The organism is Paracoccus wurundjeri (assembly GCF_030678915.1).
GTDB lineage: Bacteria > Pseudomonadota > Alphaproteobacteria > Rhodobacterales > Rhodobacteraceae > Paracoccus > Paracoccus onubensis_A.
Map to the genome: position 1 here is coordinate 145,711 of NZ_JAUUTZ010000010.1, position 24,010 is coordinate 169,720.

A 24,010-nucleotide genomic window follows, 5' to 3' on the forward strand; every position below is an offset into this window, starting at 1 on the left:
AGCCGGATGCCGGGGCTAGACCTTCCCGGCTTGCAACAACCCCGAGGTGCCGCAGATGGCGTCGTCCCGTAAAGGCGTGTCAAACAGATTGGCGACTGTCGTCGTCCTTGCCGGAGTCGCCGGCTTGTGCTGGTACGGTGCGCGCGAAGGGACCGATTTCATCGAGAAACGTTCCGAGGCAGGGGTCAGGTCGGCGATGATCTCCGCCGGGCAGGATTGGGTTCAGGTCAGAAGCGACGGGTTGCAGGTCAGGCTTTCGGGTACCGCGCCGGACGAGGTCGAGCGATTCCGCGCGGTCACCGAGGCAGGCAAGATCGTGGACTCGAGCCGGATCGTGGATGAGATCACCGTGACCGCCGCGAAGCCCGTTGTCGCGCCCGACTTCACGATCGAACTTTTGCGGAACGATGATGGGATTTCCCTGATCGGCCTTGTTCCCGCCTCGACCGACCGCAAGGCGCTGGTCAATATGCTGGAACGCGAGACGGCTGCTCCGAAAGTGACGGATTTGCTTGAGCAGGCAGATTATCCGGCGCCCGACACATGGGAGGATTCGCTGAATTTCGCCATGCGCGCCGCACAGCTTGCGCGTCAGGCGAAGATTTCGATCGAGCCCAGAGCGGTCAGGATCAGCATCCTTGCCGAAAGCCGGGACGAGAAGGGCAGGCTTGAAACCGAACTGAACCGTTTGCGCCCGCAGGGCGTGAAGCTTGAAACCGATATTTCCGCGCCGCGGCCAGTCATCGCGCCATTCACGACGCGCTTTCTGATTGACGATCAGGGCGCGCGCTTCGATGCCTGCGCAGCTGATAACGAGGCCGGTCAGGAACGTATTCTGAGAGCGGCAATCAGAGCCGGGGCCAAGGGGCAGGTCGGTTGTACACTGGCGCTTGGCGCACCCTCGCCGGATTGGGCGGATGCCGTCGTTGCGTCCATCGGGGCGGTTGCCGCCCTGGGGCAGGGTACGGTCACGATTTCCAATGCCGATATTGCCCTGACCATCCCCCCCGGCGTCGAGCGCAGCGAATTCGACAAGGCCACCGTCAATCTGGAACAGGCGCTGCCCGACGTCTTTACACTGCATGCCGAACTCGAGGCTGCGCCGGAGGAAGGTTCTTCCGGGCCGTTCGAATTCACCGCTGTCGTTTCCCCCAGCCGGGAACTGAGCATGCGCGGCCGCGTGACCGGCGAAAAGATGCAGGAAGTGGTAGACAGTTTCGCCCGCGCGCGCTTCGCCGATGTTCAGGGCAAGCTGCGCAATGACGAGAATGCTCCGGCTGGCTGGACGGTCAAGGTCATGGCCGCGCTCGAGGCGCTTGACGGATTGCAGAAAGGATCGTTGAAGGTGACGCCCGATCTCATCGAGTTGACCGGCGATTCCGGCAATCCGCGCGCTGCCGAACAGGTCGCTGCGGTTCTTTCCAAGCGTCTTGGGGCGGGGGCGCATTACAAGCTTGCGATCCGTTATGACCGCCGCCTTGATCCGGCGCTGGCGCTGCCCAATGGCGATGAATGCGTCAGGCGGCTGAATAATATCATGTCCGAAGCCACGATCGGGTTCGAGCCGAACAAATCCACGATCGCGGGCGATCCGTCCGAGACGCTGAACCGGCTGGCCGAGGCGATGACCGATTGTTCGGAATTCCGGATGGAGGCCGGTGGCCATACCGATTCGCAGGGCTCGGAAGGGTTCAATGCCGATTTGTCGCGGGCGCGCGCTCAGGCCGTGGTGACCGCGATGTCCGAGTCGGGCATCGATACGGCGAACATGACCTCGCGCGGGTATGGCGAAAGCCGGCCTATCGCGACGAATGACACCGAAGAGGGTCGCGAAGAGAACCGCCGGATAGAGTTTCGTCTTGTATCCAGCCAGCCGGTCCGCAGCGAACCCCTGGCGGCGCCGGAAACGGTCGAGGGCGTGACCAGCGCGGATGATGCCAAGCCGGTGAATGACCCGGAAATCGTTGAGGTCGTCGCCGATCAGGACGAGGATAACGACGTGGAAATCGTGCCGCGGCCACGGAATGATGCCCCCGCAGCCGAAAGCGGAGCTCCTGCGCCCGAACAGCAGTTGCTGGACCGCGAACAGGGCGCCGCACCCGCGACGATGGGCGCAAGCGAGCAATACCAGCCTCTGGACGAGCGCGAGGAAAACATTAGGCTACCTGTACAGACGCCCGATGAGGACACGCCCCGCCCCAGTCGCCGGCCCGATATCGAAGAGGACGGGGGCGACGAAGGACAGGAACAGCAAAGCGAAGCCGCCGCCGAATGAACCGAAACGAATTCATAATCGCAACCGCGGTCATCCTGTTCACGACATTTGTCGTCGGCTGGCTGATCGGCCTTATCATCCAGCGCCTGACCCGGCCGACCCGTGCCGATATGGGCGAACTTGACCGCATGGCCCAGCAACTGCACGAGGCCGAGGATGCCCGTGATGCCGCCATCGCCAAACTGGAAGAACGCGAGGCGGATCTTGGGCAAAAACTGGCTGCGACTCAGGTCGATTTTCAGGCGGCCATGGACAGCCTGCGCGAAAGCCGCGCCGAAATCGAAGATCTGCGCGAATTCATCGAAAGAAAACTGGGGCGCCGTTAAAGCATTCCGGCAAAACCGTCACCGGTTTCACGCCCGGAAATATCGCTGTCCCTGCGCAGGCGGTCGTGTTGTGCGTCGCATTGCGAAACCTGTCGGGCAAGCCAGCCGGCTATTTGCCGCAAGCTTGCCCGATAGTGGGATCAGATCCCTGCTTCGATGATTGCGCGGGCCAGCAGTGGAACGGTATTGCGGTTCAGCCCGGCGATATTCAGGCGCGAATCTCCGACCATGTAGACGGCGGAATCGGATTTCAGCTTCTGCACCTGCTCGGGCGTGGCACCCAGTCGCGAGAACATGCCGCGATGCCTTGCGATGAAGTCGAACCGCTCGCTATTCGTCAGGTCGCGCAATTCGGAAGCAAGCTGTTCACGCAGGGCAAGCATGCCGCTGCGGATCTCTTCCAGCTCGGCGGCCCAATCGGCGCGCAGCCCCTCATCGTTCAGGATGGTGCTGACGATCCGGGCGCCGTGATCGGGCGGGAAGGAATAGGTCTGGCGGTTCAGGAAGGCCAGCGAACCCTGCGACTGGTCGCGGTCGGAAGTGTTGTCCGACAGCACGATCAGGTTCCCGGTGCGTTCGCGATAGATGCCGAAATTTTTCGAGCAGCTTGCCGCGATCAGAACTTCGGGCAGCCGCGAGGCCAGAAGGCGGGTGGCCGCGGCATCCGCGTCCAGCCCGTCACCGAAACCCTGATAGGCAAGGTCGATCAGCGGAATTGCCCCGGATTTCTCCAGGATCGCGGCGATTTCTACCCATTGTTCGGGCGTCAGGTTCGCGCCGGTCGGATTATGGCAGCAGCCATGCAGCAGCACGATATCGCCCTTGACCGCCCTGGCGACGTCTTTCTTCATCGCGTCGAAATCGACATCGCGGGTTTCATTGTCGAAATAACGGTATTCGACAAAAGGCACGCCCATGAATTTCATGATCGACAGATGGTTCGGCCAAGTCGGATCCGAGACATGTACGGTCACATCCGGATTGGCCAGCCGGGCCAGTTCCAGCCCCTGCCGCACCGCGCCCGTGCCGCCGACGGTGGCCAGCGAAGCAAGCCTGTCGGTCGGGACGTCGCCCAGCACCATTTTCGCCATGGCGCTGCGGAATTCGGGTTCGCCCGAAAGATTGGTATAGGATTTGGTGGTCTGGCTTTCCCAGATGCGCTGTTCCGCCGTTTTGACCGCGCGCATGACCGGTGTCACGCCTTCGGGGTTTTTGTACACGCCGACGCCAAGATCGATCTTGCCCTGACGGGTATCGGCCTTGAACTCCTCGACCAGCATCAGGATCTTGTCGGGGGCTTGCGGTTTCAGGTTCGACAGCATCAGGCGTCTCCGGTTTCGATGTTCAGGTCTGGAAAACTGCCCCATTCGGTCCAGCTTCCGTCGTAAAGTGAATGGTTGCGATGGCCGATCCGTTCCAGCGCAAGGCTGAGGATCGCGGCGGTCACACCGCTGCCGCAGCTTGTGATGGCCGGTTTCGACAGATCCACCCCTGCGGCTTCGAATTCGGCGCGAAGGGCGTCCGGGTCCTTCATCGTGCCATCCTTGTTCAGCAGGCGACCGAAAGGCAGGTTCTTCGAGCCGGGGATATGGCCCTTGCGAAGACCGGCGCGCGGTTCGTCCGCCTCGCCGCGAAAGCGTTCGGGCGCGCGGGCGTCGATGATCTCGTGATCATTCAGCTTGCTGGCCGCCGCGACCTGCGTGACGTCGCGCACCAGCCCCGCCTGCCGCTGCACGGTGATATGGCGGTCGCGCATGACCGGCGGCAGGTCTTCGGTCTCGCGCCCTTCGGCCTGCCATTTGGCGAAACCGCCATCCAGTACCGCGACATCGGTCTTGCCCATCAGGCGGAAGGTCCACCAGACACGGGCGGCGCTGCGCACATCGGAATTGTCATAGATGACGACCTGATGTCCGTCGCCGACGCCCATGGCGCGCATGCGGCTGATGAACATCTCGACCGGAGGCGCCATATGCGGCAAATCACTGCGTTTTTCCGAGATGGCGTCGATATCGAAAAAGCGCGCACCGGGGATATGCGCGGTGTCATACTCGGCCCGGGCGTCGCGGCCCGTGGCAGGCATATGCCAGCTTGCGTCCAGAATCCGCAGATCGGGATCGTTCAGGTGCCTGGCCAGCCATTCGGTCGAAACCAGCGTTTTCGGATCGTCCTGCATCGCTCCCCCTTTATCGGCTGACGCATGATTTACAGGGGGACGGGGCTGGCTGCAATGGCTGCTGGCGCTATCGCTCGCGGGAATTCTCAAGGGCGACGGCGATACGCTCCAATGCGGCGGTCTGACGCTCAACCGCGTCGCGGGCGCCGTTCTGCGCCTTGACCATTTCCTGGGTGCTGGCCGTATGCTGGGCCAGATAGTTGCGGTACTGCCTGGTCTGCCAACGCGCAGCCAGAATGAAAGCCGCAATCAGGATAATGAATGGCAACCATGGGCCAAGAATATCTGCCAAGAGCGGTTATCCTCCCTGTTTAAGAAGACGCTGCTTCTGCCGGTTCCAGTCGCGCTTGGCCGAAGTTTCGCGCTTGTCGGCGACCTTCTTGCCCTTGGCGACGCCGATTTTCAGCTTCACCAGCCCGCGATGATTGAAATACATCACCAGCGGCACCAGCGTCATGCCTTCGCGTCCAATGGCCTGCCACAGTCTGGACAATTCCCGCTTGCTGACCAGCAGCTTGCGCCGCCGCCGCTCTTCATGGCCGAAAACCCCGGCATTGGACAAAGCGGCGATATGGGCGTTGATCAGCCAAAGCTCGCCATTCTCGACCGAGGCATAGCTTTCGGCGATATTCGACTGGCCGGTGCGCAGGGATTTCACCTCGGACCCGGTCAGCATGATGCCGACCTCCAGATCGCTTTCGATGAAGTAATCGAAACGCGCCCGCCGGTTTTCGGCGATTACCTTGTAATTCTTGTTGTCACGATCATTAGCCATGACGGAGTCAGATAGGGGGCGCTGCATGGCTTGTAAAGATCGGCTATGCCAGTGATGCTGAGCCATCCATAGCGGGGAGCGGGACATGAAACCGGGCGGGCGTAATCTTATTACCGATGTCGAGGGGCTGAAGGTCGGCAATGCACAGGATAGGCGGCTTCGCTCGGGCGTCACGGTGCTGACTGCGGATGCGCCTTTCGTCGCGGCGGTCAATGTGATGGGCGGCGCTCCGGGCACGCGCGAAACCGATCTGCTGGCGCCCGACAAGCTGGTCGGGCAGGCGGATGCGCTTGTGCTGTCGGGGGGCTCGGGCTTCGGGTTGGCCGCCTGTGACGGGGTGATGGGGGCGCTTGCCGCGGCGGGCAGGGGCTTTGCCGTGGGAAGCGCGCGGGTGCCGATCGTGCCCGGCGCGATCCTGTTCGATCTGTTGAATGGCGGTGACAAGGATTGGCGGGATAATCCCTATCCGGCACTGGGACGGGCCGCATATGCGGAGGCGGGGCAGGAATTCACGCTTGGCAGCGAAGGCGCCGGGACCGGCGCGTTGACCCGGAACCTGTGGGGCGGTCTTGGCTCTGCCTCGGCGGTGCTGGAGAACGGATTGACGGTCGGCGCCCTTGTGGCGGTCAATGCGCTTGGTTCGGCCACCGTCGGCGATAGCGCGCATTTCTGGGCCGCCCCGTGGGAGCTGGAGGATGAGTTCGGGGGCCTTGGCCTGCCCGCGCATTTTCCGGCAGATGCCGAGCCTCAGCCCTATAAACAGCCGGGCGAGGCGACGACGATTGCCATTGTCGCCACGGATGCCGTTATGGACAAGGCCGGGCTTCTGCGGATGGCGACGGCGGCGCATGACGGGCTGGCGCGGTCGCTGGTGCCCAGCCATACACCGCTTGACGGGGATCTGGTTTTTGCGGTTTCCACCGGCAGGAAGCCGATGCCGAATGCGGTTTCCGCGCCCTTCCTGCTTGGCCATGCCGCGGCGACGAGTCTGGCCCGGGCGGTGGCCCGAGGCGTTCATGCCGCGCGTTCGGTTGAAGGAGACCGGCGGCTTTGCTGGCGGCAGGTCGCCGGGCGGCAATAAGCCGGCCCTTGCAGTTGCCCGAGCGAAACGTCATTAAACAGCCGCCCGAAAGCGAAAGGAGCCCGCCATGGATCTGCTGACATTGCTGACCGCCCTTTCCGAACGGCTGGGCGATCTGAATACGGCGTTGCTGATCGGCATTCTGACAGGCGGGCTTTTCGGTTTCGCGGCGCAACGTTCGGCTTTCTGCCTGCGCTCGGCGGCGGTCGAACTCGCGCGGGGACGCCCCGGCCCGCGCATGGCGATCTGGCTGATGGCGGTGGGCGCGGCGGTGCTGTCGGCACAGGCGGCGCGGATGGCGGGGCTGTTCGATACCGATACCGCGCAATTGATGAATTTCGCCGGAAGCTGGTCGGGCGCGGTGATCGGCGGGCTGATCTTTGGCGTGGGAATGGTGCTGGCGCGCGGCTGCTCGGGCAGGCTTCTGGTGCTGGCGGGCAGCGGCAATCTGCGCTGCGTGATGGCCGGTCTGGTCTTTGCCCTTGTCGCCCAATTCACTATCGGAGGCTTCCTTGCCCCGGTCCGGAGGGTCGTGAACGGTCTGGCGATGACCGAGGGCGGGCGGAATATGGATCTGCTGGCCCATTTCGGCGGCGGTCCGGTGCCGGGCATGGTGATCGGCGGGGCGGTCCTGCTTGCCGCATTCGGGCTGGCGGCGCGGGCGGGGACCGGCTGGAAAGCGGGCATCTTCGCCCTGATCGCCGGTGCGGCGGTGAGCGTCGGATGGGTGCTGACCTATGCGCAATCGCAGGTCTCGTTCGAGCCGCTGGGCGTGGTCTCGGCCACATTCGCCGCGCCGTCCGCCACTGTCGTGATGTCGCTGATGACGGCGCAATTCGCCCTCGATTTCAGCCTTGGCCTGATTCCCGGCGTTTTCCTTGGTGCGTTTCTGGGCGCGCTTGTGGGCGGTGAATTGCGGCTGGAAGGCTATCACAGCGTGTCCCAGATGCTGCGATCCCTTACTGGCGGGGCATTGATGGGATTCGGTGGCGTGCTGGCCGGGGGCTGCGCCATCGGGGCAGGGGTGACCGGGGTCTCGATCTTTGTCGGACCTTTGATGCTGGCGACCTTTTGCTTTTTCATCGGTGCCTGGGTCGCGGATCGGATCGTGGATCACAAGGCGGCAGCTGCGCATGAGCCGGTGCGGGTGCAGCGGTAACGCATCCCTTGTGTCCCGCGATGGCCGGGGGATTTTGCATCCCCCGGACCCCCTGCAAGGTATTTGGACAAAGAAGAAGATGTGGAGCTGCTGGCGGGTATGATCGGATTACAGTCGTCCTGCTATATCTGACGGAAAAGAGCGGGATGAAAACCCGGTCGACGAAAGCGTTTGCGGGCCGCATGGATCTGGCGCGGCGGCTTCGGCTATTTCCGGGGATGCGCAGAGCGATAGACCGCCATCAGATGGGCGTCGTCCACTCCGGTATAGACCTGTGTGGTGGAGAGATTGGCATGACCCAGCAATTCCTGAATACTGCGCAGATCGCCCCCGGCGGCCAGAAGATGGGTGGCGAAGGAATGGCGTAATGCGTGGGGGGTGGCGGTCGGAGGCAGGCCCAGCGCGGCGCGGGCGCGGCGCAGCGAGGCGGCGACGACATCGGGGCCGAGCCTGCCGCCGCGCACGCCACGGAACAGTGGCTCATCCGGTGCGAGGCGCCAGGGGCAGAGGCGCAGATACTCGGCCACGGCGTCGCTTGCTACCGGCAGTACCGGCACGCGACGCTCTTTCCCGCCCTTGCCGGTGATGGTCAGGGCGTCGCGAAAGGGCCATTCGCGGCCATCCAGCCCAAGCGCTTCGGAAATGCGCAGCCCGCAGCCCCAGAGCAGGGTCATCACCGCCATGTCGCGCGCCGCGACCCAGGGCGTGTCATGACCGGCCGCGACCATGTCAAGCGCGTCCTGCGCCTGTTCGGGCGATAACGGGCGGGGCAGCGAGCGGGCATATTTCGGGCTGCGGCTGGACAGGGCGGCGGACAGGTCGAAACCTTCGCGGTCCGATATCCAGCGCAGGAAGCTGCGCACCGCCGATTGCCTGCGTGCCAGAGATCGCGCCCCATATCCGCGCGCGCGTTCCGATGCGGCAAAGGCACGCATATCGGCCTGCCGCAGCGAGGCTAGCGATTTCGGGGTCGCCGCCTCGCCGTGATGCGCGCCGAGGAAAGCAAGAAATGCCAGAAGATCGGTGCGATAGGCGTTGATCGTATGGGCCGCGCGCCCCCGCGTCGCGCTTTCGGTGTCCAGCCAGCGGGCCAGTGCATCCGACATGGCCGGTGCAAGGGCAAGCGGGCCGGACCCGGTCATGACCTTAGCCGCATCAGCAGGACCAGCCGGAAAATCTGCCCGAAGAAACGCAACAGATCGGTGCCATGCGCAGGCATGAAGCGCGCGGCATCCGCGCTGCCCATGACCAGCATCGCGCGGGGAAGATCCGCGCCAAGGTCGAATGGCAACAACGCCTCGGATGCGATCTTGCGGGCATGGATCGGCTGGGTCACAGGCTCGGACGGGCGCAGGACGATATCGTCGCCCCGGGGCGTCCGGCTGCCAGCCGCGACGATCCGGGCGATGCCGCCTTTCGGCGCAAGCACCACATCCTCGGGCAGGCCGGGAACCGCCGGACTTTCCTCGATAACCAGCCGCAGCGTCTCGATGCGCAGAAGCGGTGCGATCGCGGATTGCAGACTGTCCACGAAACCGGTCAGATCGGCGGTTTCCAGCAGGCCGATCACCGCGCGGTGAATGACGGCGGTGCTGGACTGGTTGTCATAGGCTGTGGCGATCACGTTCTCATGCTGCGCCTCCAGCCGGTCGAGGCGGTGTTCAAGCGCCTCCATCGCGCGGCCGCGAATGTCGATCACATTCTCGCCGATCTCGGCTTCTCGCGCGTCGACCAGCGCCCGCATGAGATCGCGATCGGCCAGAATCGCGCCGGGATTGGCCAAAAGCTTGTCGCGGATATCCTGATCGAGTTCCGGCGGCATATCCGGGTTCTCGCCGCGATCAGCCAATCTTCTGACCGGTCTTGGCCCAGTCGGCGGTGAATTGCGCCAGACCCTTGTCGGTCAGGATATGCGTAGCCATCGACTTGATGACATTGGGCGGCGCGGTGATGACATCGGTGCCGATCTTGCCGACTTCGATGATATGATTGACCGAGCGGATCGAGGCGGCAAGGATCTGCGTCTCATATCCGTAATTGTCGTAGATGGTGCGAATATCCTCGATCAGATCGACCCCGTCCAGATGGATATCGTCCAGCCGCCCGATGAAGGGGCTGATGAAGGTCGCGCCGGCCTTGGCCGCCAGAATCGCCTGCGCGGGCGAAAAGCACAGCGTCACATTGACCATATGCCCGTCATCCGACAGCGCGCGGCAGGCTTTAAGCCCGTCCCAGGTCAGCGGCACTTTCACGGTGATATTGTCGGCGATCTTCGCCAGCGTCTTGCCTTCGCGGATCATGTCATCGGCCTTTTCGGCGACGACTTCGGCACTGACCGGTCCATCCACCATCTCGCAGATTTCGCGGGTGACCTCGGTGATGTCGCGTCCGGCCTTCAGAATCAGCGAGGGGTTGGTTGTCACACCATCCACCATGCCCAGTTCGTTGAGTTCCCTGATAGCGGAAACATCTGCTGTATCGACAAAGAATTTCATGGCCCGGCTCCGTTCATGTGGTTCGATTGTCGTCATACTCCACATGGGTTCCGACCGAAAGAGGGACAAGGATTTTCACAAGCTCTTGCAACTGCACCGAAGGGTCGGGTTTATAGATGGGTGTTTTTGGGAAGAGCCGGGAAGAGATTGTTCGGAAATTTGACGAAATATGTAACGAATAGATCCGATCATCACAGCTATGATCCCCGCGCGGAATCAAGGCCCGGCGGGCCGCCGCGCAGCGCCCGTCCGCCCCATCGGATGGGCGCTTTGGCGACGTTAACCTGCGGATCGTGCTTTGCTCGGGGTTTCACCATAAAACGCGAACCGCAACCCAAGGGACGCCCACCCGGCGGACGGGCGCTGCGCGGCTCTGATCGGCCTGTGCATCGAAATGCCCCGACATGATCCACAAAAGCGCATCCGAATACTTCCCCGAACGCAGCCGCATTGCGGTGCTGACGACCGAGCCTGTGGGGGTGCTTGACTATCTCGCGCCCGAAGGCGGTGTGCGGCAGGGGCAATTGGTGCAGGTGCCGCTGGGCCCGCGTCGGGTGCTGGGGATGGTCTGGGGCGAGGGCAGGGGCGATTTCGAGCTTGCCAAGCTGCGCCCTGTCGGGCGGGTGATCGAGGCCGAGCCCTTCCCGCCCGATTTCATCGATTTCCTGACCCGCGCGGCCGATTACACGCTGACCCTGCCGCCCTTAATGCTGCGCATGGCGACGCGCGCGCCCGATCTGGAACAGCCGCCCGCCGCGCGGCGGGTGATCGTGCCGGCGGGTGATCCCCCTGCGCGGATGACCGAGGCGCGGTCTCAGGTTCTTCGGGTCATCGCCGATCATGGCGGCGCAAGTTTCGCACCATCGGAACTGGCGCAGCTTGCCGGTGTGGGGAGGTCAGTCGTGAAGGGACTGGTCGCTCAGGGAACGCTGGCCGAGATCGAAGCGCCGCGCGATACGCCCTATCCGCGGCTTGATCCCGCATTGCCCGGAAAGCCGCTTGCCGCCGATCAGCAATCCGCGGCCGATACGCTGCGGGCGGAGATCGGAAAGGGCGGTTACGGCACGACATTGCTGCGCGGCGTCACCGGTTCAGGCAAGACCGAGGTCTATCTGGAAGCCGTCGCCGAATGTCTGGCGCAGGGCCGGCAGGCGCTTGTCCTGCTGCCCGAAATCGCCCTTTCGGCCGAGTTCCTCGAACGGGTCGAGGCGCGTTTCGGCGCTCGCCCCGGTGAATGGCATAGTGGTATCACCCGCACAGAGCGCCGCCGCCTGTGGCATATGGCGGGGCGCGGCGATGTCGGATTGGTCGTCGGCGCGCGCTCGGCGCTGTTCCTGCCGTTCCGCGATCTGGGGCTGATCGTGGTCGATGAGGAACATGACAACAGCTATAAACAGGAAGATGTCGTCTATTACAACGCCCGCGACATGGCGGTGCTGCGGGCCTCGATTTGCGGCGCTCAGGTGGTGCTGGCCTCGGCGACGCCCAGTCTTGAAAGCTGGGTGAATGCGGGCAGCGGAAAATATCGCCGCCTCGATCTGCGGGCGCGTTACGGTGAGGCGGAACTGCCCGATATGGTGGCCGTGGATCTGCGGGCCGAAGATATGCCCACGGGCCGCTGGATCTCACCCCGGCTGGCGGCGGCGGTTTCGGCGCGGATCGAGAAAGGCCAGCAATCGCTTCTGTTCCTGAACCGCAGGGGGTTTGCACCGGTCACCGTCTGCCGGGCCTGCGGCGAGCAGATCGGCTGTCACCAATGCGACGCGCGAATGGTGGAACACAGGTTTCAGAACCGGCTCGTCTGCCATCAATGCGGCGAGACAAAGCCCATTCCGACAGCCTGCCCGTCCTGCGGGGTCGAGGGCAAGCTGGCGCCCGTCGGTCCGGGGGTCGAGCGGATCGCCGAGGAAGTGGCCACGCTGTTCCCACAGGCCAAGGCGACAGTGCTGTCTTCGGATCTGTTTCATTCGGCGCGGGTGCTGAAAGAAACCATTGCCGAGATTTCCGAAGGCGATACCGATATCATCATCGGGACGCAGATCGTCGCCAAGGGGCATAATTTCCCGCGTCTGACACTGGTCGGGGTGATTGACGCGGATCTTGGCCTGCAAGGGGCCGATCTGCGGGCGGCGGAGCGGTCGTTTCAACTGATGCGGCAGGTGGCGGGCCGGGCCGGGCGGCAAAAGGGGGCCGAGCCGGGCGTGGCCATGCTACAGACCCATCAGCCCGATCATCCGGTAATCCGCGCGATCCTGTCGGGCGAGGACGAGGCGTTCTGGAATGCCGAAGCCGAGGGGCGGCAGGCGATGGGGATGCCGCCTTTCGGGCGATTGGCGGGGATCATCCTGTCGCATCCCGATCTGGAGACCGTCGCAGCTTTTGCCCGCCATCTGGCCGCACATGCCGAACCCCTGCGTGAGGCCGGGGCCGAACTGTGGGGACCCGCGCCCGCCCCCATTGCCCTGATCCGGGGGCGGCACCGGATGCGGATGCTGATCCACGCGCCGCGTCAGGCGCAGTTGCAAAACGCGATAGCCGACTGGCTGGCTCCGCATAAGCCCCCGGCCAATTTACGGCTGTCCGTCGATATCGATCCGCAAAGCTTTCTGTAGTGCCGCACCCGTGTTGCCGGAACGGCGGTGGCAGCAGGCCCCTTTCCCGGCCGGCCGCTTGACAGCCCTTCGCGCCGAATTGACATTGATCCGTCACAACATGGGAGAAGGGATTATGAGGCTGGCCGATAAAAGGGCGATCGTGACCGGGGGCGGTTCGGGTTTCGGCGCGGGGATCGCCCGGAAATTCGCGGCCGAAGGCGCGAAGGTCGTGGTTGCGGATATCAACTCCGACGCCGCCGGGCGGATCGCGGATGAGATCGGGGGCATCGCAGTGGCCGCCGATATCGCGGACGGCGCCGGCGTGGCGGAACTGGTCGGGACCGCAGAGGACAGGTTGGGCGGGATCGACATTCTGGTGAACAATGCCGGCGTGACCCATTTGCCCAGCCTGCTGGAAGATGTCAGTGAGGCGGATTTCGACCGCGTTCTGTCGGTCAATTGCAAGTCGGTCTATCTGCTGGCGCGCGAGATCGTGCCTATCATGAAACGGGCCGGGCAGGGCAATATCGTCAATATCGCCTCGACCGCCGGGGTTTCGCCGCGTCCAAGGCTGAATTGGTACAACGCTTCGAAAGGCTGGCTGATCACCGCGACCAGAGCCATGGCGATCGAGCTTGCGCCGTTCGGCATCCGGGTGAACGCACTTAATCCGGTTGCCGGAGAAACACCGCTGCTGAAAAGTTTCATGGGCGAGGATACCCCGGAAATGCGGGCGAAATTCCTGTCGACCATTCCGATCGGGCGCTTTTCCACGCCCGAGGATCTGGGTAATGCCGCCTGTTTCCTTGCCTCGGATGAGGCGTCGATGATCACCGGGGTCGCGATGGAGGTCGATGGCGGGCGCTGTATCTGAAGCCCGGCCGGTTGAGCCCGGACTGATGGGAAGGGGCGGTTACCCGTTTTCGCGCAATATCCTGCCGGCCAGATAAAGCGAACCGCATATCAGGATCCGGGCCTGAGGACAGGATGCGACGATCCGGGTGACCGCCTGCATCGGGCTTTCGGCGATATGCGCCGTCATGCCCGCCTCGCGCGCGAAACCGGCTGTCGCTTCGGCGGGCAGGGTGTTGACCTCGCCTTCGATGCCGATGGCTGTCAGGCTTTCGGCATGGGTGGCAAGCGGGCGCAGATAGCCGGTGATATCCTTGGTGTTCAGCATTCCGCAGACCAGATGCGTCGGACGGGAGGGCAGGCCGGAAAGCACAGCCGCAAGCGCATCTCCGCCCGCCGGGTTATGGCCGCCATCCAGCCAGAGTTCCGCCTGCGGACCGGCGGCCTCGACCAGCGGGCCGTGGCTCAGGCGCTGCATCCGGGCGGGCCATTCCGCGCCGGTCATGGCGGCGCGGGCCTGCGTCTCGTCCGCACCCAATTCGCGCAGGGCAGCAAGTGCGCTGCCGGCATTCTGTATCTGGTGATCGCCGATCAGATTGGGGCGGGGCAGATCCCATAATCCGTGATCGTCCTGAAAGACGATTCCCCCGCGGTCGGCTGCGACCTGCCATTGCTGACCATGGATCGACAGCGGCGCCGTCATGCCGGACGCGCGGGCCTCGATCACGCGCAGGGCTTCTTCCTGCTGCGGGCCGACGATGCAGGGTGTGCGCGGCTTGATGATGCCCGCTTTCTCGCCCGCGATCTCGGCCAGCGTTTCACCCAGATATTGGGTATGGTCGATACTGACAGGAGTAATGATCGTCAGGCGCGGGTCGGGGATCACATTGGTGGCGTCCAGCCTGCCGCCAAGGCCGACTTCCAGCAGGGTATAGTCGGCGGGAACGCGTGAGAAGGCGAGGAAGGCGGCGGCCGTGGTGATCTCGAAAAAGGTGATCGGCTGACCGCCATTCGCGGTTTCGCATTCCTCCAGCGCGGCGGCGAGATCGGGTTCGGCGATCAGCTTGCCAGCAAGCCGGATACGCTCGTGAAAACGCGCCAGATGCGGCGAGGTATAGACATGGACAGACGCGCCGCCAGCCTCCAGCCCGGCGCGGATCATGGCGAGGGTGGAGCCCTTGCCATTGGTTCCGGCGATATGGATCACCGGAGGGATTCGGCGCTCGGGATTGCCAAGCGCGGCGAGGATGCGGTGCATCCGGTCCAGCGACAGGTCGATGACCTTGGGGTGCAGCGACATGAGGCGGTCGAGAATGGTGTCAGAATGGCTCATGCTGCACAAGCGGGGGGGGGGGGGGGGGGGGGGGGGGGGGGGGGGGGGGGGGGGGGGGGCGCCGGTGGGGGGGGGGGGGGTGGGGGTGGGGGCGTTGGGGGGGGGGGGGGGGGGGGGGGGGGGGGGGGGGGGGGGCGCCGGTTGTGGGGGGTTTCGGTTGGGGGCGCCTGGCGTCAGCGCCCGCAGTGGGGGGGGGGGCCCCCCCCCCACCCCCGAGGTATTTGGACAAAGAAGAAGACGTCAGGATGCCGGTTTTTCCTCGGCCGTTGCGATTTCGGCAGCAGGTTCCGGAGGAGGCAGGTCGGCGCGGGTCGGGGCAGGCAGGCCGCCCAGCATGCGCAGCACCGAGATCAGTTCGTCGCGCAGCTGCTTGCGATGCGTCACCCGGTCGAGCATGCCATGTTCCAGCAGATATTCGGCGCGCTGGAAACCTTCGGGCAGTTTTTCGCGGATGGTCTGCTCGATGACACGGGGGCCGGCAAAGCAGATCAATGCGCCGGGTTCCGAGATTTGGATATCGCCCAGCATGGCATAGCTGGCGGTGACGCCGCCGGTCGTCGGGTGGGTCAGGACGACGATATAGGGAAGACCGGCCTCTTTCAGCATCTCGATGGCGACGGTGGTACGGGGCATCTGCATGAGGCTGAGAATGCCTTCCTGCATGCGGGCGCCGCCGGCGGCGGAGAACAGCACCAGCGGGCGCCGGAGAGCCACCGCACGCTCGGCCGCGGCGACGATCGCATTGCCGACATACATGCCCATCGAGCCGGCCATGAAGCTGAAATCCTGCGCGGCAAGGATAACGGGCGTGCGGCCCATCTCGCCTTCGGCGACCAGCATCGCCTCTTTTTCGCCGGTGGATTTCTGTGCGGCCTTCATCCGGTCGGGATATTTCTTCTGGTCGCGGAACTGCAACGGATCGGCCAGCGGCTCGGGCACTTTCACCTCGCTGAACAGGCCGCCGTCGAACAGCGTGGCAAAGCGTTCGCGCGGCGTGATCGCCAGATGATGGTCGCAATTGGTGCAGACGTTCAGGTTATCCGACAATTCCCGATGGAACAGCATGGTTCCGCATTCGGGGCATTTGGTCCACAGGTTCTCGGGCACATCGCGGCGCGAGAACAGCGAGTTGATGCGCGGGCGGACGTAATTGGTGATCCAGTTCATTGCGTGCGGCCTTTGCTGTTTCCCCGTTCCAATTAGGGGGGAAGGACGGGAATTGCAATTCCCGCATGGCCGGGGCTAGATGGCGCAATGTGGGCTTCGATCCTGGTATTCGTTCATGCATTGATTGCCGTGGCACTGATTGTCCGCGTGTTGCTGAGACCGCGGCTGGACCCTTCGGCGCGACTTGCCTGGATCATGGTGATCGAGGCGCTGCCGCTGCTTGGAATCATCGCCTATCTGCTGTTCGGTGAAGTGCGGATGAACCGGGCCGAGGTGCAGCGTATGGCGGATGTGCGCGACCGGCTGACCGGTTTGCGCCTGCCCAGCAGCCGGGTTCTGAGCGAGCCTCCGAATTTCGCCCGGCCGGTGATCGCCGCCAATGCTGCGGTGGGCGGGATGCCGGCGGTGACCGGGAACCGGTTGCGCCTGCTGGAGGAATCGGATGCCGCGATCGATTCGATGGTCGATGCCATCGACGGTGCGCGGGATCACGTCCATGTGTTGTTCTATATCTGGCTGCCCGATCCCAGCGGCCGGAAGATTGCCGAGGCGATTATCCGCGCCGAATCGCGCGGGGTCGAATGCCGGGTGATCGTGGATGCCCTTGGCTCGCGCGGGCTGGTGCGCTCGGAACTGTGGCAGCAGATGAAGGATGCGGGCGCCGAATGCGTGACCGCCTTTCCCTGGGGGCTTCCATTCATCAGCTTTCTGTTCCAGCGGGTGGATTTGCGCAATCACCGCAAGATCGTGGTGGTGGATAACCGGATCGCCTTTACCGGCAGCCGGAACTGCTCGGACATGGCATTTGCGGTCAAGCCGCGTTTCGCGCCCTGGATCGATATCCTGGTCTCGGTCGAAGGCCCTGTCGTGCGGCAATTGCAGGCGGTTTTCCTGGGTGACTGGATGAGTTATACGGGCCGCGATCTGGGCGATATGCTGAAGCTTGTGGACGGCGTGGCGGAGCCCGGCATGATCGCGCAGGTCGTGGCGACGGGGCCGGATTTGCGTGAAGGCAGCGTGTCGGACTGCCTGTCCGCGATGATCCATGCCGCGCGCGAGCGGGTGACGATCACCACGCCCTATTATGTGCCTGATACGGCTTTGGACACCGCGATCAGGGCGGCGGCCCGGCGCGGCGTCAAGGTGACCATGATCCTGCCCGCCCGGAACGATTCGCTGGTTGTCGGATCGACAAGCCAGGGGTTCTATTACGGGTTGCTGGCCGCCGGGGTCAGAATTTTTCTGTTCCAGCCCGGCTTGTTGCATGCGAAGATCCTGACGGTGGACGGGCGCATGACCATGATCGGCAGCGCGAATCTGGACCGGCGCAGCTTCGAGCTGAATTACGAGGTTAACATGGCGCTGTTCGATGCGGATTTCGTCGCCGGGCTGGACCAGAGGCAGCAAAGCTATGTCGAGCGATCGCGCGAGATTTCGCTGGACGAGGTGCGGAACTGGAGCTGGCTCAGGCGGCTGCGCAACAACCTTCTCGCGCTGGCATCGCCGCTTCTGTAGCGGTGTTTGCCGCGACGATATCAGAAATACACGGATTATTAAGCTCTTGGGGTCATAACGGTGGCAGAATATACAGGAGATCCCGATGAGACCCGTTGCCACAGCTATTGTAATTTCTTTAGTCGCCTCTGCCGCAAGCGCGGGCAGCGAGAAGCCCGCCAGTTTCGAACTTATCGATGTCGCTTTCGCTAAAACCGGTACAGACTGGACCGGAGGATATGCAGGATTGCAATTCGGGAAGGGCGAAGCTGAAATCAGTGAGGAAGGTCGGTCGGAAAATGAGGACTTCGACGGTTATGGCCTTCACGCCGGTTATTTGCGTGAGCTTGGAGGGTTTGTCGTCGGTGGCGAGTTTGATTACAACGCCGTCCAGTTTGATGATTTCGATGGTACTGCGGACCTTTGGCGTCTGCGCGGTCGCATTGGATACGGCTGGAATCGCTTCTTACCTTACCTGAATGCGGGCGTCGCTCACCTTTCCGACGACCCTGGCCTCTCGGAAACCGATTTCACCTACGGACTCGGCGTGGAATTCAAAGTGTCTGAAGAGTTTACCGTTGGTACGGAATTCACCCACCAGTCGTTTGATGTCAGCGGTGGTTATCCAGACAGCCTAGATGTTGATCTGGACCTGATACAGTTTCGCGGTTCACTTCATTTCTAGGCCAGGCAAGGCTTGCGCGGCTTTTCGCATGACGGTCGTGGAGCTATGCCGTCGAAAGTCGCGAGTTTGAGGTTCAGTATTTCGATGTGTTGATCTTCCGGTTAGTGCTTCCGTCACAAGCATTTGCATCTTGCTGCCAGCGGGTTCAGTATTACCTGAGTCATGTTGAACTCGTTATATGGACAGACAGGTTGGACAAATGACCAATGCGGATTGGGCAAACCGAAGCTGCGAACCCTGCCGGGGCGGGGTTTCGCCCATGGCCCGCGATGAGATCCGGCAAGAGCTTGCCGATCTGACCGGCTGGACCCTGTCGGAGGACGGGACCACCATTTCCCGGCGGTTCGAATTCAAGGGATTCGCCAAAGCCGTCGAGATGGCCAATCTGGCGGCATGGCTTGGCAACAAGCAGGGTCACCATCCCGATATTTCCTTTGGCTGGGGGTATTGCGAGGTCGCCTTTACGACCCATGATTCAGGCGGAGTGACCGAAAACGACCTGATTTGCGCCGCGAGACTTAACGCATTGGTCGCCTGATGCTTGTTCCCGGATGCGTGTCGGTTTATGCCCGGATTAGTTTTTATCGGGGATATTTAAGATGGCATTCGGATTGAAGGCCTGGTTGGCTCCTCCTGTCCGTGAAAAGGCCGCGCAGAAATGGTCTGTATTGTCAGAATCATTGCGTAACGGGGGGCGTCCGCCCGTGCGCAGCCTGCGCGAAGAGGCAGTCAAACTGTATCGTGAGGTTGGCACGTTTCTGCAGCTTTCGGACCCTCGGGCGATTCGCGCCCGTCAGGGGCTGGGCCGGGTCGTGTCCCGGCCGGGCACCGACTGGGCATGGCGGCCGGGGATTATGTGCGGCCCGGTCATTCCCGCCGGAATAGCGGCGCCGGGGGCCGGACAGAAACTGGCCGATGAGATCGCAGTCTGGCATGATTGCGAACATCGGGCATTGATCCTGCGGCAATTGCAGAACCGGGATGCCGGGGATAACGCGCCATTCGGGCTGCGGCTTGAGGTAATGGCATTCACCGGCAGCTATCTGTCCCTGTCGCTGGATCTGCCCGCCGATATTCTGGACGGGCTTGGCAAAAGCCATGTCATCCAGCTTGAGGCGGCTTTCCGGACCGAGACTCCGCTGACCGTTTATGGCCGGCTGAATCTTGTGCAGGGGCCGAATACCGAACAGGTGCTGCGCGAACTTCGGATTCCCGAAGGCGCGACAAGCGATTACAGCATTGGCGAATATGATCTGGCCTATGCCGATCTGTCCGACAGGTCGGTCGAGAAGGTCTGGCTGGACCTGATTTTCACGTCACCATATATGAATGCCGTCACCATTCGCGATATCGCCCTTGCGCGTTATCCGCGGGCCGAGATGTAGGAGTTTCCATGTTGCAATTTGAAAATCATGGATTGAAGGCGGGGATCTGGACCGGGATGCTGACCGCCGCCCAGGCGCCTGCCCGTGTCGCGTTGGTGCATCTGGGCGAGATCGTGGCGCTTGCCAATCTGTCCGCGGCCGAAGGCGAGGGGCTTTGGCAGGTCACGGTCGAATTGCCGGCGTCATTCCTGTCGGATGGCGCGCATAGCCTGATCCTGATCGCGGACGGAGGGCAGGAAGCGGAGGCGCCGCAACCGGATGCGGTGCAACTGGATCGGCTGCATCTGATGGCAGGCGCTCCGCTGGAGCATGAGCTGGTGGCCGAAATCAAGCTCATGCGTGCCGAGCTTGATCTTCTCAAGCGTGAATTCCGCCGGCTCGCGACCTTCGAATAAACGGCGCGGCCTTGCGTCACCTGTCTGTCATGCTTCCTTGCGAAAAGCGGGGGTGATGGCTATACGGGATGTCCGTTTTCGCCATGAAGGGTTGCCAGATGTCCGAATTGCAGACGCCCTATTACCTGATCGACAAGGCCCGTCTGCGCGGCAATATGGAAAAGATTGCCCTTCTGCGCGAACGCTCGGGTGCCAAGGCGCTGCTGGCGTTGAAATGTTTCGCGACATGGTCGGTTTTCGACTTCATGCGCGATTTCATGGATGGCACGACGTCGTCCTCGCTGTTCGAACTGCGGCTGGGGCACGAGGAATTTGGCAAGGAAACTCACGCATATTCCGTTGCGTGGGCGGATCACGAGATCGACGAGGCGCTGGGTTACGCCGACAAGATCATCTTCAATTCGCTGGGTCAGCTTGACCGTTTCGCAGATCGCGCCCAAGGCATCACCACCGGCTTGCGTCTGAACCCGCGCTTTTCGACCAGCGGCTTCGATCTGGCCGACCCCGCCCGGCCTTTTTCACGGCTGGGCGAATGGGATACGGCCCGGCTGGAGGCAGCGCTGGACCGGATCAGCGGTGTGATGATCCATTACAATTGCGAGAATGGCGATTTCGATCTGTTCGATCACCAGTTGACCCGGATCGAGACAGAATTCGGCGATATGCTGCAACGCCTCGATTGGGTCAGCCTTGGGGGCGGGATCCATTTCACCGGCGAGGGCTATCCGCTAGATCGTCTGGCCGACCGTCTGGCGGCATTCAGCCAGAAATTCGGCGTGCAGGTCTATCTTGAACCCGGAGAGGCCAGCATCACCGGCGCGGCCACGCTTGAAGTCTCGGTTCTGGACCTGATCGACAACGGCAAGAATGTCGCCATCGTGGATAGCAGCATAGAGGCGCATATGCTGGATCTGCTGATCTATCGCGAAACCGCGAAATTGCCGCAGGACGGCGGGCATGAATACCAGATCGCGGGCAAGACCTGCCTTGCGGGCGACATCTTCGGCGAGGCGCGTTTTCCGCAGCCGCTGAAGGTCGGCGACCGGATCAGCATCGCGGATGCGGCGGGCTATACGATGGTCAAGAAAAACTGGTTCAACGGCGTGCCCATGCCCGCTATTGCGATCCGCGAAGAGGATGGACGGCTGCGGCTGGTCCGCCGCTTTACTTACGATGACTATAAAGGCAGCCTGTCATAAGGCGACCCAACCTCTGCCACCCCCGGAAGGAGACAGAATTGGCGAAGAAGAATATCCTTATCATTGGCGCTGGCGGCGTCGCTCGGGTCACCGCACATAAGGTTGCGCAATGGGCGGGCGAGTTTGGCGAATTGCATATTGCCAACCGCACCAAGGCCAAGGCCGACAAGATCGTCGAGTCGCTGCGTGAAAAGGGTCACGAGATGGCCTTTACCAGTCATGAACTGGATGCCCTGAATCCCGACAATGTCGAGGCGTTGTTGAAGAAGATCGATGCGGGCGTGGTGATCAATGTGGGCACGGCCTTTATCAATATGACCGTGCTGGAAGGCTGTATCCGTGCGGGCGCGGCCTATATCGACACCGCCATTCACGAAGAACCCGACAAGATCTGCGAGACGCCGCCCTGGTATGCGAATTATGAATGGAAACGGCGCGAGGATGTGGCAAAGGCCGGGATCACGGCGATTCTGGGCGCGGGTTTCGATCCGGGCGTGGTGAATGCCTATGCCCGCTTTGCCGAGGACGAGTATTTCGACAAGATCGAATCCATCGATATCGTGGATATCAACGCGGGCAGCCACGGCAAATGGTTCGCCACCAATTTCGATCCCGAGATCAATTTCCGCGAATTTACCGGCACCGTCTATTCCTGGCAGGGTGGCGAATGGCAGGAAAACAAGATGTTCGAGATCGGCCGCGAATGGGATTTGCCCGTGGTCGGCAAACGCACCGCCTATCTGTCCGGCCATGACGAGGTGCACAGCCTCTCGGCCCGCTACAAGGATGCGGATGTGCGTTTCTGGATGGGTTTCGGCGATCATTACATCAACGTGTTCACCGTGCTGCAAAATCTTGGCCTTCTGTCCGAGCATCCGGTGAAGACCGCCGAAGGGCAGGAGGTCGTGCCGCTGAAAGTGGTCAAGGCCGTTCTGCCGGACCCGGCCAGTCTTGCGCCCGAATACCAAGGCAAGACCTGCATTGGCGATCTGGTCAAGGGCAGTCTGAACGGCAAGGCGGGCGAGGTGTTCGTCTACAATGTCGCCGATCACAAGGATGCCTATAACGAAGTCGGCAGTCAGGGCATCAGCTATACGGCGGGTGTTCCTCCGGTCGCGGCAGCGATCCTGATCGCGCGCGGCGTCTGGGACGTCAAGAAGATGGTGAATGTCGAGGAACTGCCCGCGCGTCCGTTCCTGGAGCTTCTGGGCGAAATGGGTCTGCCGACGCGGGTCATCGATTCCAAAGGCGATCACCCGATCTAACCCCGTGACCTGACCGGGTAAATGAAAAGGGCCAGCGAAACCGCTGGCCCATAATCATTTTAACCGGCCAAAATGCCGAAAAGCTTCAATCTTACCCCTCGGGAAGCTGCTCTGCGACCTGATTCACCGCCGCTTCGATCTGCTTGCACTGAGCATCAACTGTTGTGCTTTGCTGGCTGGCGGCTTCTTCAAGCGAGATTTCCGCGCCGCCGCCTGAAACCGTACCTTCGGCACCTTTCTGTTCGGCAGCCGCACCGGCATCAGCATCGCCCTCGGGCAACATGGCGATCATTTTCTCTTGCGACGCGACCGCTTCTTCCCCAGAGAAACCCTGCTCCTGGCAGAATTTGAGGATCCCCAACTGGTTGCGTGCCGCTTCATAGACCTCTGCCGGGTCTACTGCGCCTGCCGCGGGCGCTTCTGCCGCCGGCGCTTCCGGCGCTGCCGGTGCTTCGCCGGTTTCCTGTGCGAACGCCGCGGATGCCGCAAGGGTGACGCCGAGAGCGAGGGTAATTTGGCGGAACATATGTAACTCCTTTTCCGTCATGCAGGTGCGCGGCTCATGACGCGCACTCGGACATAACGACCTCTGACAGAATTGGTTCGCCGCGTGGACCGGCAATAATGGCCGCGCGCGGGGTCCCGCCGATTCCGGCATTTTCGCGACCTTCATGTCGGCAAGAAAATGCCTGCCGGGCGCATAGACAGGCCCGAACCGGACGGGGGGCCGGGCATCTGGCAAGCCTGTCGCGCACGACAAGGTGACCGGCGGACCGCGCGAGACTTCTTGAAATATGCGGGGACTGATGGCACCCGCAGGACAGTGGGACAAAGCCGGAAAAGCAATAATGCGAGCAAGTGCGATGATCTGGATTCAACGACTGGTGGTTGTGGTCTTCCTGGCCGGTCTTGCGGCTCTGGTCGTGGCGGTGATCCTGTTGATCCGTCAGTCAGAGGGTGTTCCCCCCATGCCGATCTTTGCCGGGCTTCTGGGCGCGGCGGTGTTGATATTACTGGCGGGGGCAAGCCTTGCCCTGATATCCATCGCCGGTTCCGCAAGGCGCAGCGCCGATGCCCTGCAACGCATGGCCAGACTGGGGGGCTCTGTCACCGGGCTGGCGGACAGCGCAGATCCCGGCCCGCAACCGGCTGCCGGCGACACCGCCGAGGACGCCATGCGGCCCACGCGTCCGCAAGGAAAGAAGCTGGTCGCGACACGTTAGAGCCTGTCGCGCTGTATCGGAAACGCCGGTTACTTGCGTCCCGCGATGGGGGGGGGGGGGGGGGGGGGGGGGGGGGGGGGGGGGGGGGGGGGGGGGGGGGGGGGGGGGGGGGGGGGGGGGGGGGGGGGGGG

Annotated in this window: 25 protein-coding genes; 14 read left to right on the forward strand and 11 right to left on the reverse strand. The window is 62.8% G+C overall.

Annotated features, from left to right (window positions below):
* Positions 1-55 precede the first annotated feature (55 nt).
* Positions 56-2,275 carry an OmpA family protein gene (locus Q0601_RS12150; protein WP_305290094.1) on the forward strand — a complete coding sequence of 740 codons (2,220 nt, stop codon included), beginning with the start codon at positions 56-58 and terminating at the stop codon, positions 2,273-2,275.
* Positions 2,272-2,601, forward strand: coding sequence for a cation:proton antiporter (locus Q0601_RS12155; protein ID WP_119751542.1), 330 nt, complete (start codon positions 2,272-2,274; stop codon positions 2,599-2,601). The genes Q0601_RS12150 and Q0601_RS12155 overlap by 4 nt, the downstream gene beginning before the upstream one ends.
* A gap of 140 nt (positions 2,602-2,741) precedes the next feature.
* On the opposite strand, the gene Q0601_RS12160 is transcribed toward Q0601_RS12155, so the two are convergent.
* From Q0601_RS12160 to smpB, 4 genes are all read right to left on the reverse strand, one after another.
* The gene (locus Q0601_RS12160; RefSeq protein WP_305290095.1) at positions 2,742-3,923 is read right to left on the reverse strand and encodes an amino acid aminotransferase; all 1,182 of its coding nucleotides are present in this window, start codon (positions 3,921-3,923) and stop codon (positions 2,742-2,744) included.
* A complete protein-coding gene (gene sseA / locus Q0601_RS12165; protein ID WP_305290096.1) occupies positions 3,923-4,777 on the reverse strand; it encodes a 3-mercaptopyruvate sulfurtransferase in 855 nt (284 codons plus the stop codon). Before sseA ends, Q0601_RS12160 begins: the two co-directional genes overlap by 1 nt.
* A 67-nt stretch (positions 4,778-4,844) precedes the next feature.
* Entirely contained in the window at positions 4,845-5,069 is a 225-nt protein-coding gene (locus Q0601_RS12170) for a hypothetical protein (RefSeq protein ID WP_305290097.1), read from the reverse strand.
* A 6-nt stretch (positions 5,070-5,075) separates the two neighbouring features.
* Positions 5,076-5,552 carry an SsrA-binding protein SmpB gene (smpB, locus tag Q0601_RS12175; protein ID WP_305290098.1) on the reverse strand — a complete coding sequence of 159 codons (477 nt, stop codon included), beginning with the start codon at positions 5,550-5,552 and terminating at the stop codon, positions 5,076-5,078.
* Positions 5,553-5,637: 85 nt separating this feature from the next.
* Here smpB and Q0601_RS12180 point away from each other — a divergent pair, with 85 nt between their 5' ends.
* Positions 5,638-6,633, forward strand: coding sequence for a P1 family peptidase (locus tag Q0601_RS12180; RefSeq protein WP_305290099.1), 996 nt, complete (start codon positions 5,638-5,640; stop codon positions 6,631-6,633).
* A 67-nt stretch (positions 6,634-6,700) separates the two neighbouring features.
* Positions 6,701-7,792: a YeeE/YedE family protein gene (locus Q0601_RS12185; RefSeq protein ID WP_305290100.1), complete on the forward strand. Its 1,092-nt coding sequence runs from the start codon at positions 6,701-6,703 to the stop codon at positions 7,790-7,792.
* 206 nt (positions 7,793-7,998) lie between these two features.
* Here Q0601_RS12185 and Q0601_RS12190 read toward each other — a convergent pair whose 3' ends face one another.
* Genes Q0601_RS12190 through fsa form a run of 3 tightly spaced genes read right to left on the reverse strand, consistent with a single transcriptional unit; the run spans position 7,999 to position 10,287 of the window.
* On the reverse strand, positions 7,999-8,934 hold the full coding sequence (locus tag Q0601_RS12190; RefSeq protein ID WP_305290101.1) for a tyrosine recombinase XerC: 936 nt from the start codon (positions 8,932-8,934) through the stop codon (positions 7,999-8,001).
* A complete protein-coding gene (locus tag Q0601_RS12195) occupies positions 8,931-9,641 on the reverse strand; it encodes a DUF484 family protein (RefSeq protein WP_305290102.1) in 711 nt (236 codons plus the stop codon). Before Q0601_RS12195 ends, Q0601_RS12190 begins: the two co-directional genes overlap by 4 nt.
* A complete protein-coding gene (gene fsa, locus Q0601_RS12200) occupies positions 9,634-10,287 on the reverse strand; it encodes a fructose-6-phosphate aldolase (RefSeq protein ID WP_305290103.1) in 654 nt (217 codons plus the stop codon). Before fsa ends, Q0601_RS12195 begins: the two co-directional genes overlap by 8 nt.
* A 404-nt stretch (positions 10,288-10,691) precedes the next feature.
* On the opposite strand from fsa, the gene Q0601_RS12205 reads away from it, so the two are divergent.
* On the forward strand, positions 10,692-12,899 hold the full coding sequence (locus Q0601_RS12205) for a primosomal protein N' (protein ID WP_305290104.1): 2,208 nt from the start codon (positions 10,692-10,694) through the stop codon (positions 12,897-12,899).
* A gap of 115 nt (positions 12,900-13,014) precedes the next feature.
* On the forward strand, positions 13,015-13,755 hold the full coding sequence (locus Q0601_RS12210) for a glucose 1-dehydrogenase (protein WP_305290105.1): 741 nt from the start codon (positions 13,015-13,017) through the stop codon (positions 13,753-13,755).
* A 39-nt stretch (positions 13,756-13,794) separates the two neighbouring features.
* Here the strand turns inward: Q0601_RS12210 and Q0601_RS12215 are convergent, their stop codons facing one another.
* Genes Q0601_RS12215 through accD form a run of 3 tightly spaced genes read right to left on the reverse strand, consistent with a single transcriptional unit; the run spans position 13,795 to position 16,233 of the window.
* Positions 13,795-15,066: a bifunctional folylpolyglutamate synthase/dihydrofolate synthase gene (locus tag Q0601_RS12215; protein ID WP_305290121.1), complete on the reverse strand. Its 1,272-nt coding sequence runs from the start codon at positions 15,064-15,066 to the stop codon at positions 13,795-13,797.
* Positions 15,053-15,295, reverse strand: a complete 243-nt coding sequence (locus Q0601_RS12220; RefSeq protein ID WP_305290106.1) for a hypothetical protein — start codon at positions 15,293-15,295, stop codon at positions 15,053-15,055. The genes Q0601_RS12215 and Q0601_RS12220 overlap by 14 nt, the downstream gene beginning before the upstream one ends.
* Positions 15,296-15,306: 11 nt before the next feature.
* A complete protein-coding gene (gene accD / locus Q0601_RS12225) occupies positions 15,307-16,233 on the reverse strand; it encodes an acetyl-CoA carboxylase, carboxyltransferase subunit beta (RefSeq protein ID WP_305290107.1) in 927 nt (308 codons plus the stop codon).
* 87 nt (positions 16,234-16,320) lie between these two features.
* On the opposite strand from accD, the gene cls reads away from it, so the two are divergent.
* From cls to Q0601_RS12260, 7 genes are all read left to right on the forward strand, one after another.
* Positions 16,321-17,748 carry a cardiolipin synthase gene (gene cls, locus Q0601_RS12230; protein ID WP_305290108.1) on the forward strand — a complete coding sequence of 476 codons (1,428 nt, stop codon included), beginning with the start codon at positions 16,321-16,323 and terminating at the stop codon, positions 17,746-17,748.
* An 85-nt stretch (positions 17,749-17,833) separates the two neighbouring features.
* Positions 17,834-18,412 (forward strand): outer membrane protein, encoded by a 579-nt coding sequence (locus tag Q0601_RS12235; RefSeq protein WP_305290109.1) that lies wholly within the window; start codon positions 17,834-17,836, stop codon positions 18,410-18,412.
* Between the two features lie 199 nt (positions 18,413-18,611).
* Positions 18,612-18,950, forward strand: coding sequence for a 4a-hydroxytetrahydrobiopterin dehydratase (locus Q0601_RS12240; protein ID WP_305290110.1), 339 nt, complete (start codon positions 18,612-18,614; stop codon positions 18,948-18,950).
* A gap of 61 nt (positions 18,951-19,011) precedes the next feature.
* Positions 19,012-19,797, forward strand: coding sequence for a DUF6478 family protein (locus tag Q0601_RS12245; RefSeq protein ID WP_305290111.1), 786 nt, complete (start codon positions 19,012-19,014; stop codon positions 19,795-19,797).
* Between the two features lie 8 nt (positions 19,798-19,805).
* Positions 19,806-20,192 carry a hypothetical protein gene (locus tag Q0601_RS12250; protein WP_305290112.1) on the forward strand — a complete coding sequence of 129 codons (387 nt, stop codon included), beginning with the start codon at positions 19,806-19,808 and terminating at the stop codon, positions 20,190-20,192.
* A 98-nt stretch (positions 20,193-20,290) separates the two neighbouring features.
* Entirely contained in the window at positions 20,291-21,391 is a 1,101-nt protein-coding gene (locus tag Q0601_RS12255; RefSeq protein ID WP_305290113.1) for a carboxynorspermidine decarboxylase, read from the forward strand.
* Positions 21,392-21,429: 38 nt separating this feature from the next.
* Positions 21,430-22,656, forward strand: coding sequence for a saccharopine dehydrogenase family protein (locus Q0601_RS12260; protein ID WP_305290114.1), 1,227 nt, complete (start codon positions 21,430-21,432; stop codon positions 22,654-22,656).
* 91 nt (positions 22,657-22,747) lie between these two features.
* Here Q0601_RS12260 and Q0601_RS12265 read toward each other — a convergent pair whose 3' ends face one another.
* On the reverse strand, positions 22,748-23,182 hold the full coding sequence (locus Q0601_RS12265) for a pore-forming ESAT-6 family protein (RefSeq protein WP_305290115.1): 435 nt from the start codon (positions 23,180-23,182) through the stop codon (positions 22,748-22,750).
* A 337-nt stretch (positions 23,183-23,519) separates the two neighbouring features.
* On the opposite strand from Q0601_RS12265, the gene Q0601_RS12270 reads away from it, so the two are divergent.
* Positions 23,520-23,879, forward strand: a complete 360-nt coding sequence (locus Q0601_RS12270; RefSeq protein ID WP_305290116.1) for a hypothetical protein — start codon at positions 23,520-23,522, stop codon at positions 23,877-23,879.
* Positions 23,880-24,010 lie beyond the last annotated feature (131 nt).

Coding starts and splice junctions, on each gene's coding strand:
- Q0601_RS12160 (WP_305290095.1), bottom strand. CDS start 3,923: ATGCTGTCGAACCTGAAACCGCAAGCCCCCGACAAGATCCTGATGCTG.
- smpB (WP_305290098.1), bottom strand. CDS start 5,552: ATGGCTAATGATCGTGACAACAAGAATTACAAGGTAATCGCCGAAAAC.
- Q0601_RS12265 (WP_305290115.1), bottom strand. CDS start 23,182: ATGTTCCGCCAAATTACCCTCGCTCTCGGCGTCACCCTTGCGGCATCC.
- Q0601_RS12270 (WP_305290116.1), top strand. CDS start 23,520: ATGATCTGGATTCAACGACTGGTGGTTGTGGTCTTCCTGGCCGGTCTT.
- sseA (WP_305290096.1), bottom strand. CDS start 4,777: ATGCAGGACGATCCGAAAACGCTGGTTTCGACCGAATGGCTGGCCAGG.
- accD (WP_305290107.1), bottom strand. CDS start 16,233: ATGAACTGGATCACCAATTACGTCCGCCCGCGCATCAACTCGCTGTTC.
- Q0601_RS12250 (WP_305290112.1), top strand. CDS start 19,806: ATGTTGCAATTTGAAAATCATGGATTGAAGGCGGGGATCTGGACCGGG.
- Q0601_RS12185 (WP_305290100.1), top strand. CDS start 6,701: ATGGATCTGCTGACATTGCTGACCGCCCTTTCCGAACGGCTGGGCGAT.
- Q0601_RS12240 (WP_305290110.1), top strand. CDS start 18,612: ATGACCAATGCGGATTGGGCAAACCGAAGCTGCGAACCCTGCCGGGGC.
- cls (WP_305290108.1), top strand. CDS start 16,321: ATGTGGGCTTCGATCCTGGTATTCGTTCATGCATTGATTGCCGTGGCA.
- Q0601_RS12150 (WP_305290094.1), top strand. CDS start 56: ATGGCGTCGTCCCGTAAAGGCGTGTCAAACAGATTGGCGACTGTCGTC.
- fsa (WP_305290103.1), bottom strand. CDS start 10,287: ATGAAATTCTTTGTCGATACAGCAGATGTTTCCGCTATCAGGGAACTC.
- Q0601_RS12210 (WP_305290105.1), top strand. CDS start 13,015: ATGAGGCTGGCCGATAAAAGGGCGATCGTGACCGGGGGCGGTTCGGGT.
- Q0601_RS12190 (WP_305290101.1), bottom strand. CDS start 8,934: ATGACCGGGTCCGGCCCGCTTGCCCTTGCACCGGCCATGTCGGATGCA.
- Q0601_RS12235 (WP_305290109.1), top strand. CDS start 17,834: ATGAGACCCGTTGCCACAGCTATTGTAATTTCTTTAGTCGCCTCTGCC.
- Q0601_RS12255 (WP_305290113.1), top strand. CDS start 20,291: ATGTCCGAATTGCAGACGCCCTATTACCTGATCGACAAGGCCCGTCTG.
- Q0601_RS12245 (WP_305290111.1), top strand. CDS start 19,012: ATGGCATTCGGATTGAAGGCCTGGTTGGCTCCTCCTGTCCGTGAAAAG.
- Q0601_RS12215 (WP_305290121.1), bottom strand. CDS start 15,066: ATGAGCCATTCTGACACCATTCTCGACCGCCTCATGTCGCTGCACCCC.
- Q0601_RS12205 (WP_305290104.1), top strand. CDS start 10,692: ATGATCCACAAAAGCGCATCCGAATACTTCCCCGAACGCAGCCGCATT.
- Q0601_RS12180 (WP_305290099.1), top strand. CDS start 5,638: ATGAAACCGGGCGGGCGTAATCTTATTACCGATGTCGAGGGGCTGAAG.
- Q0601_RS12155 (WP_119751542.1), top strand. CDS start 2,272: ATGAACCGAAACGAATTCATAATCGCAACCGCGGTCATCCTGTTCACG.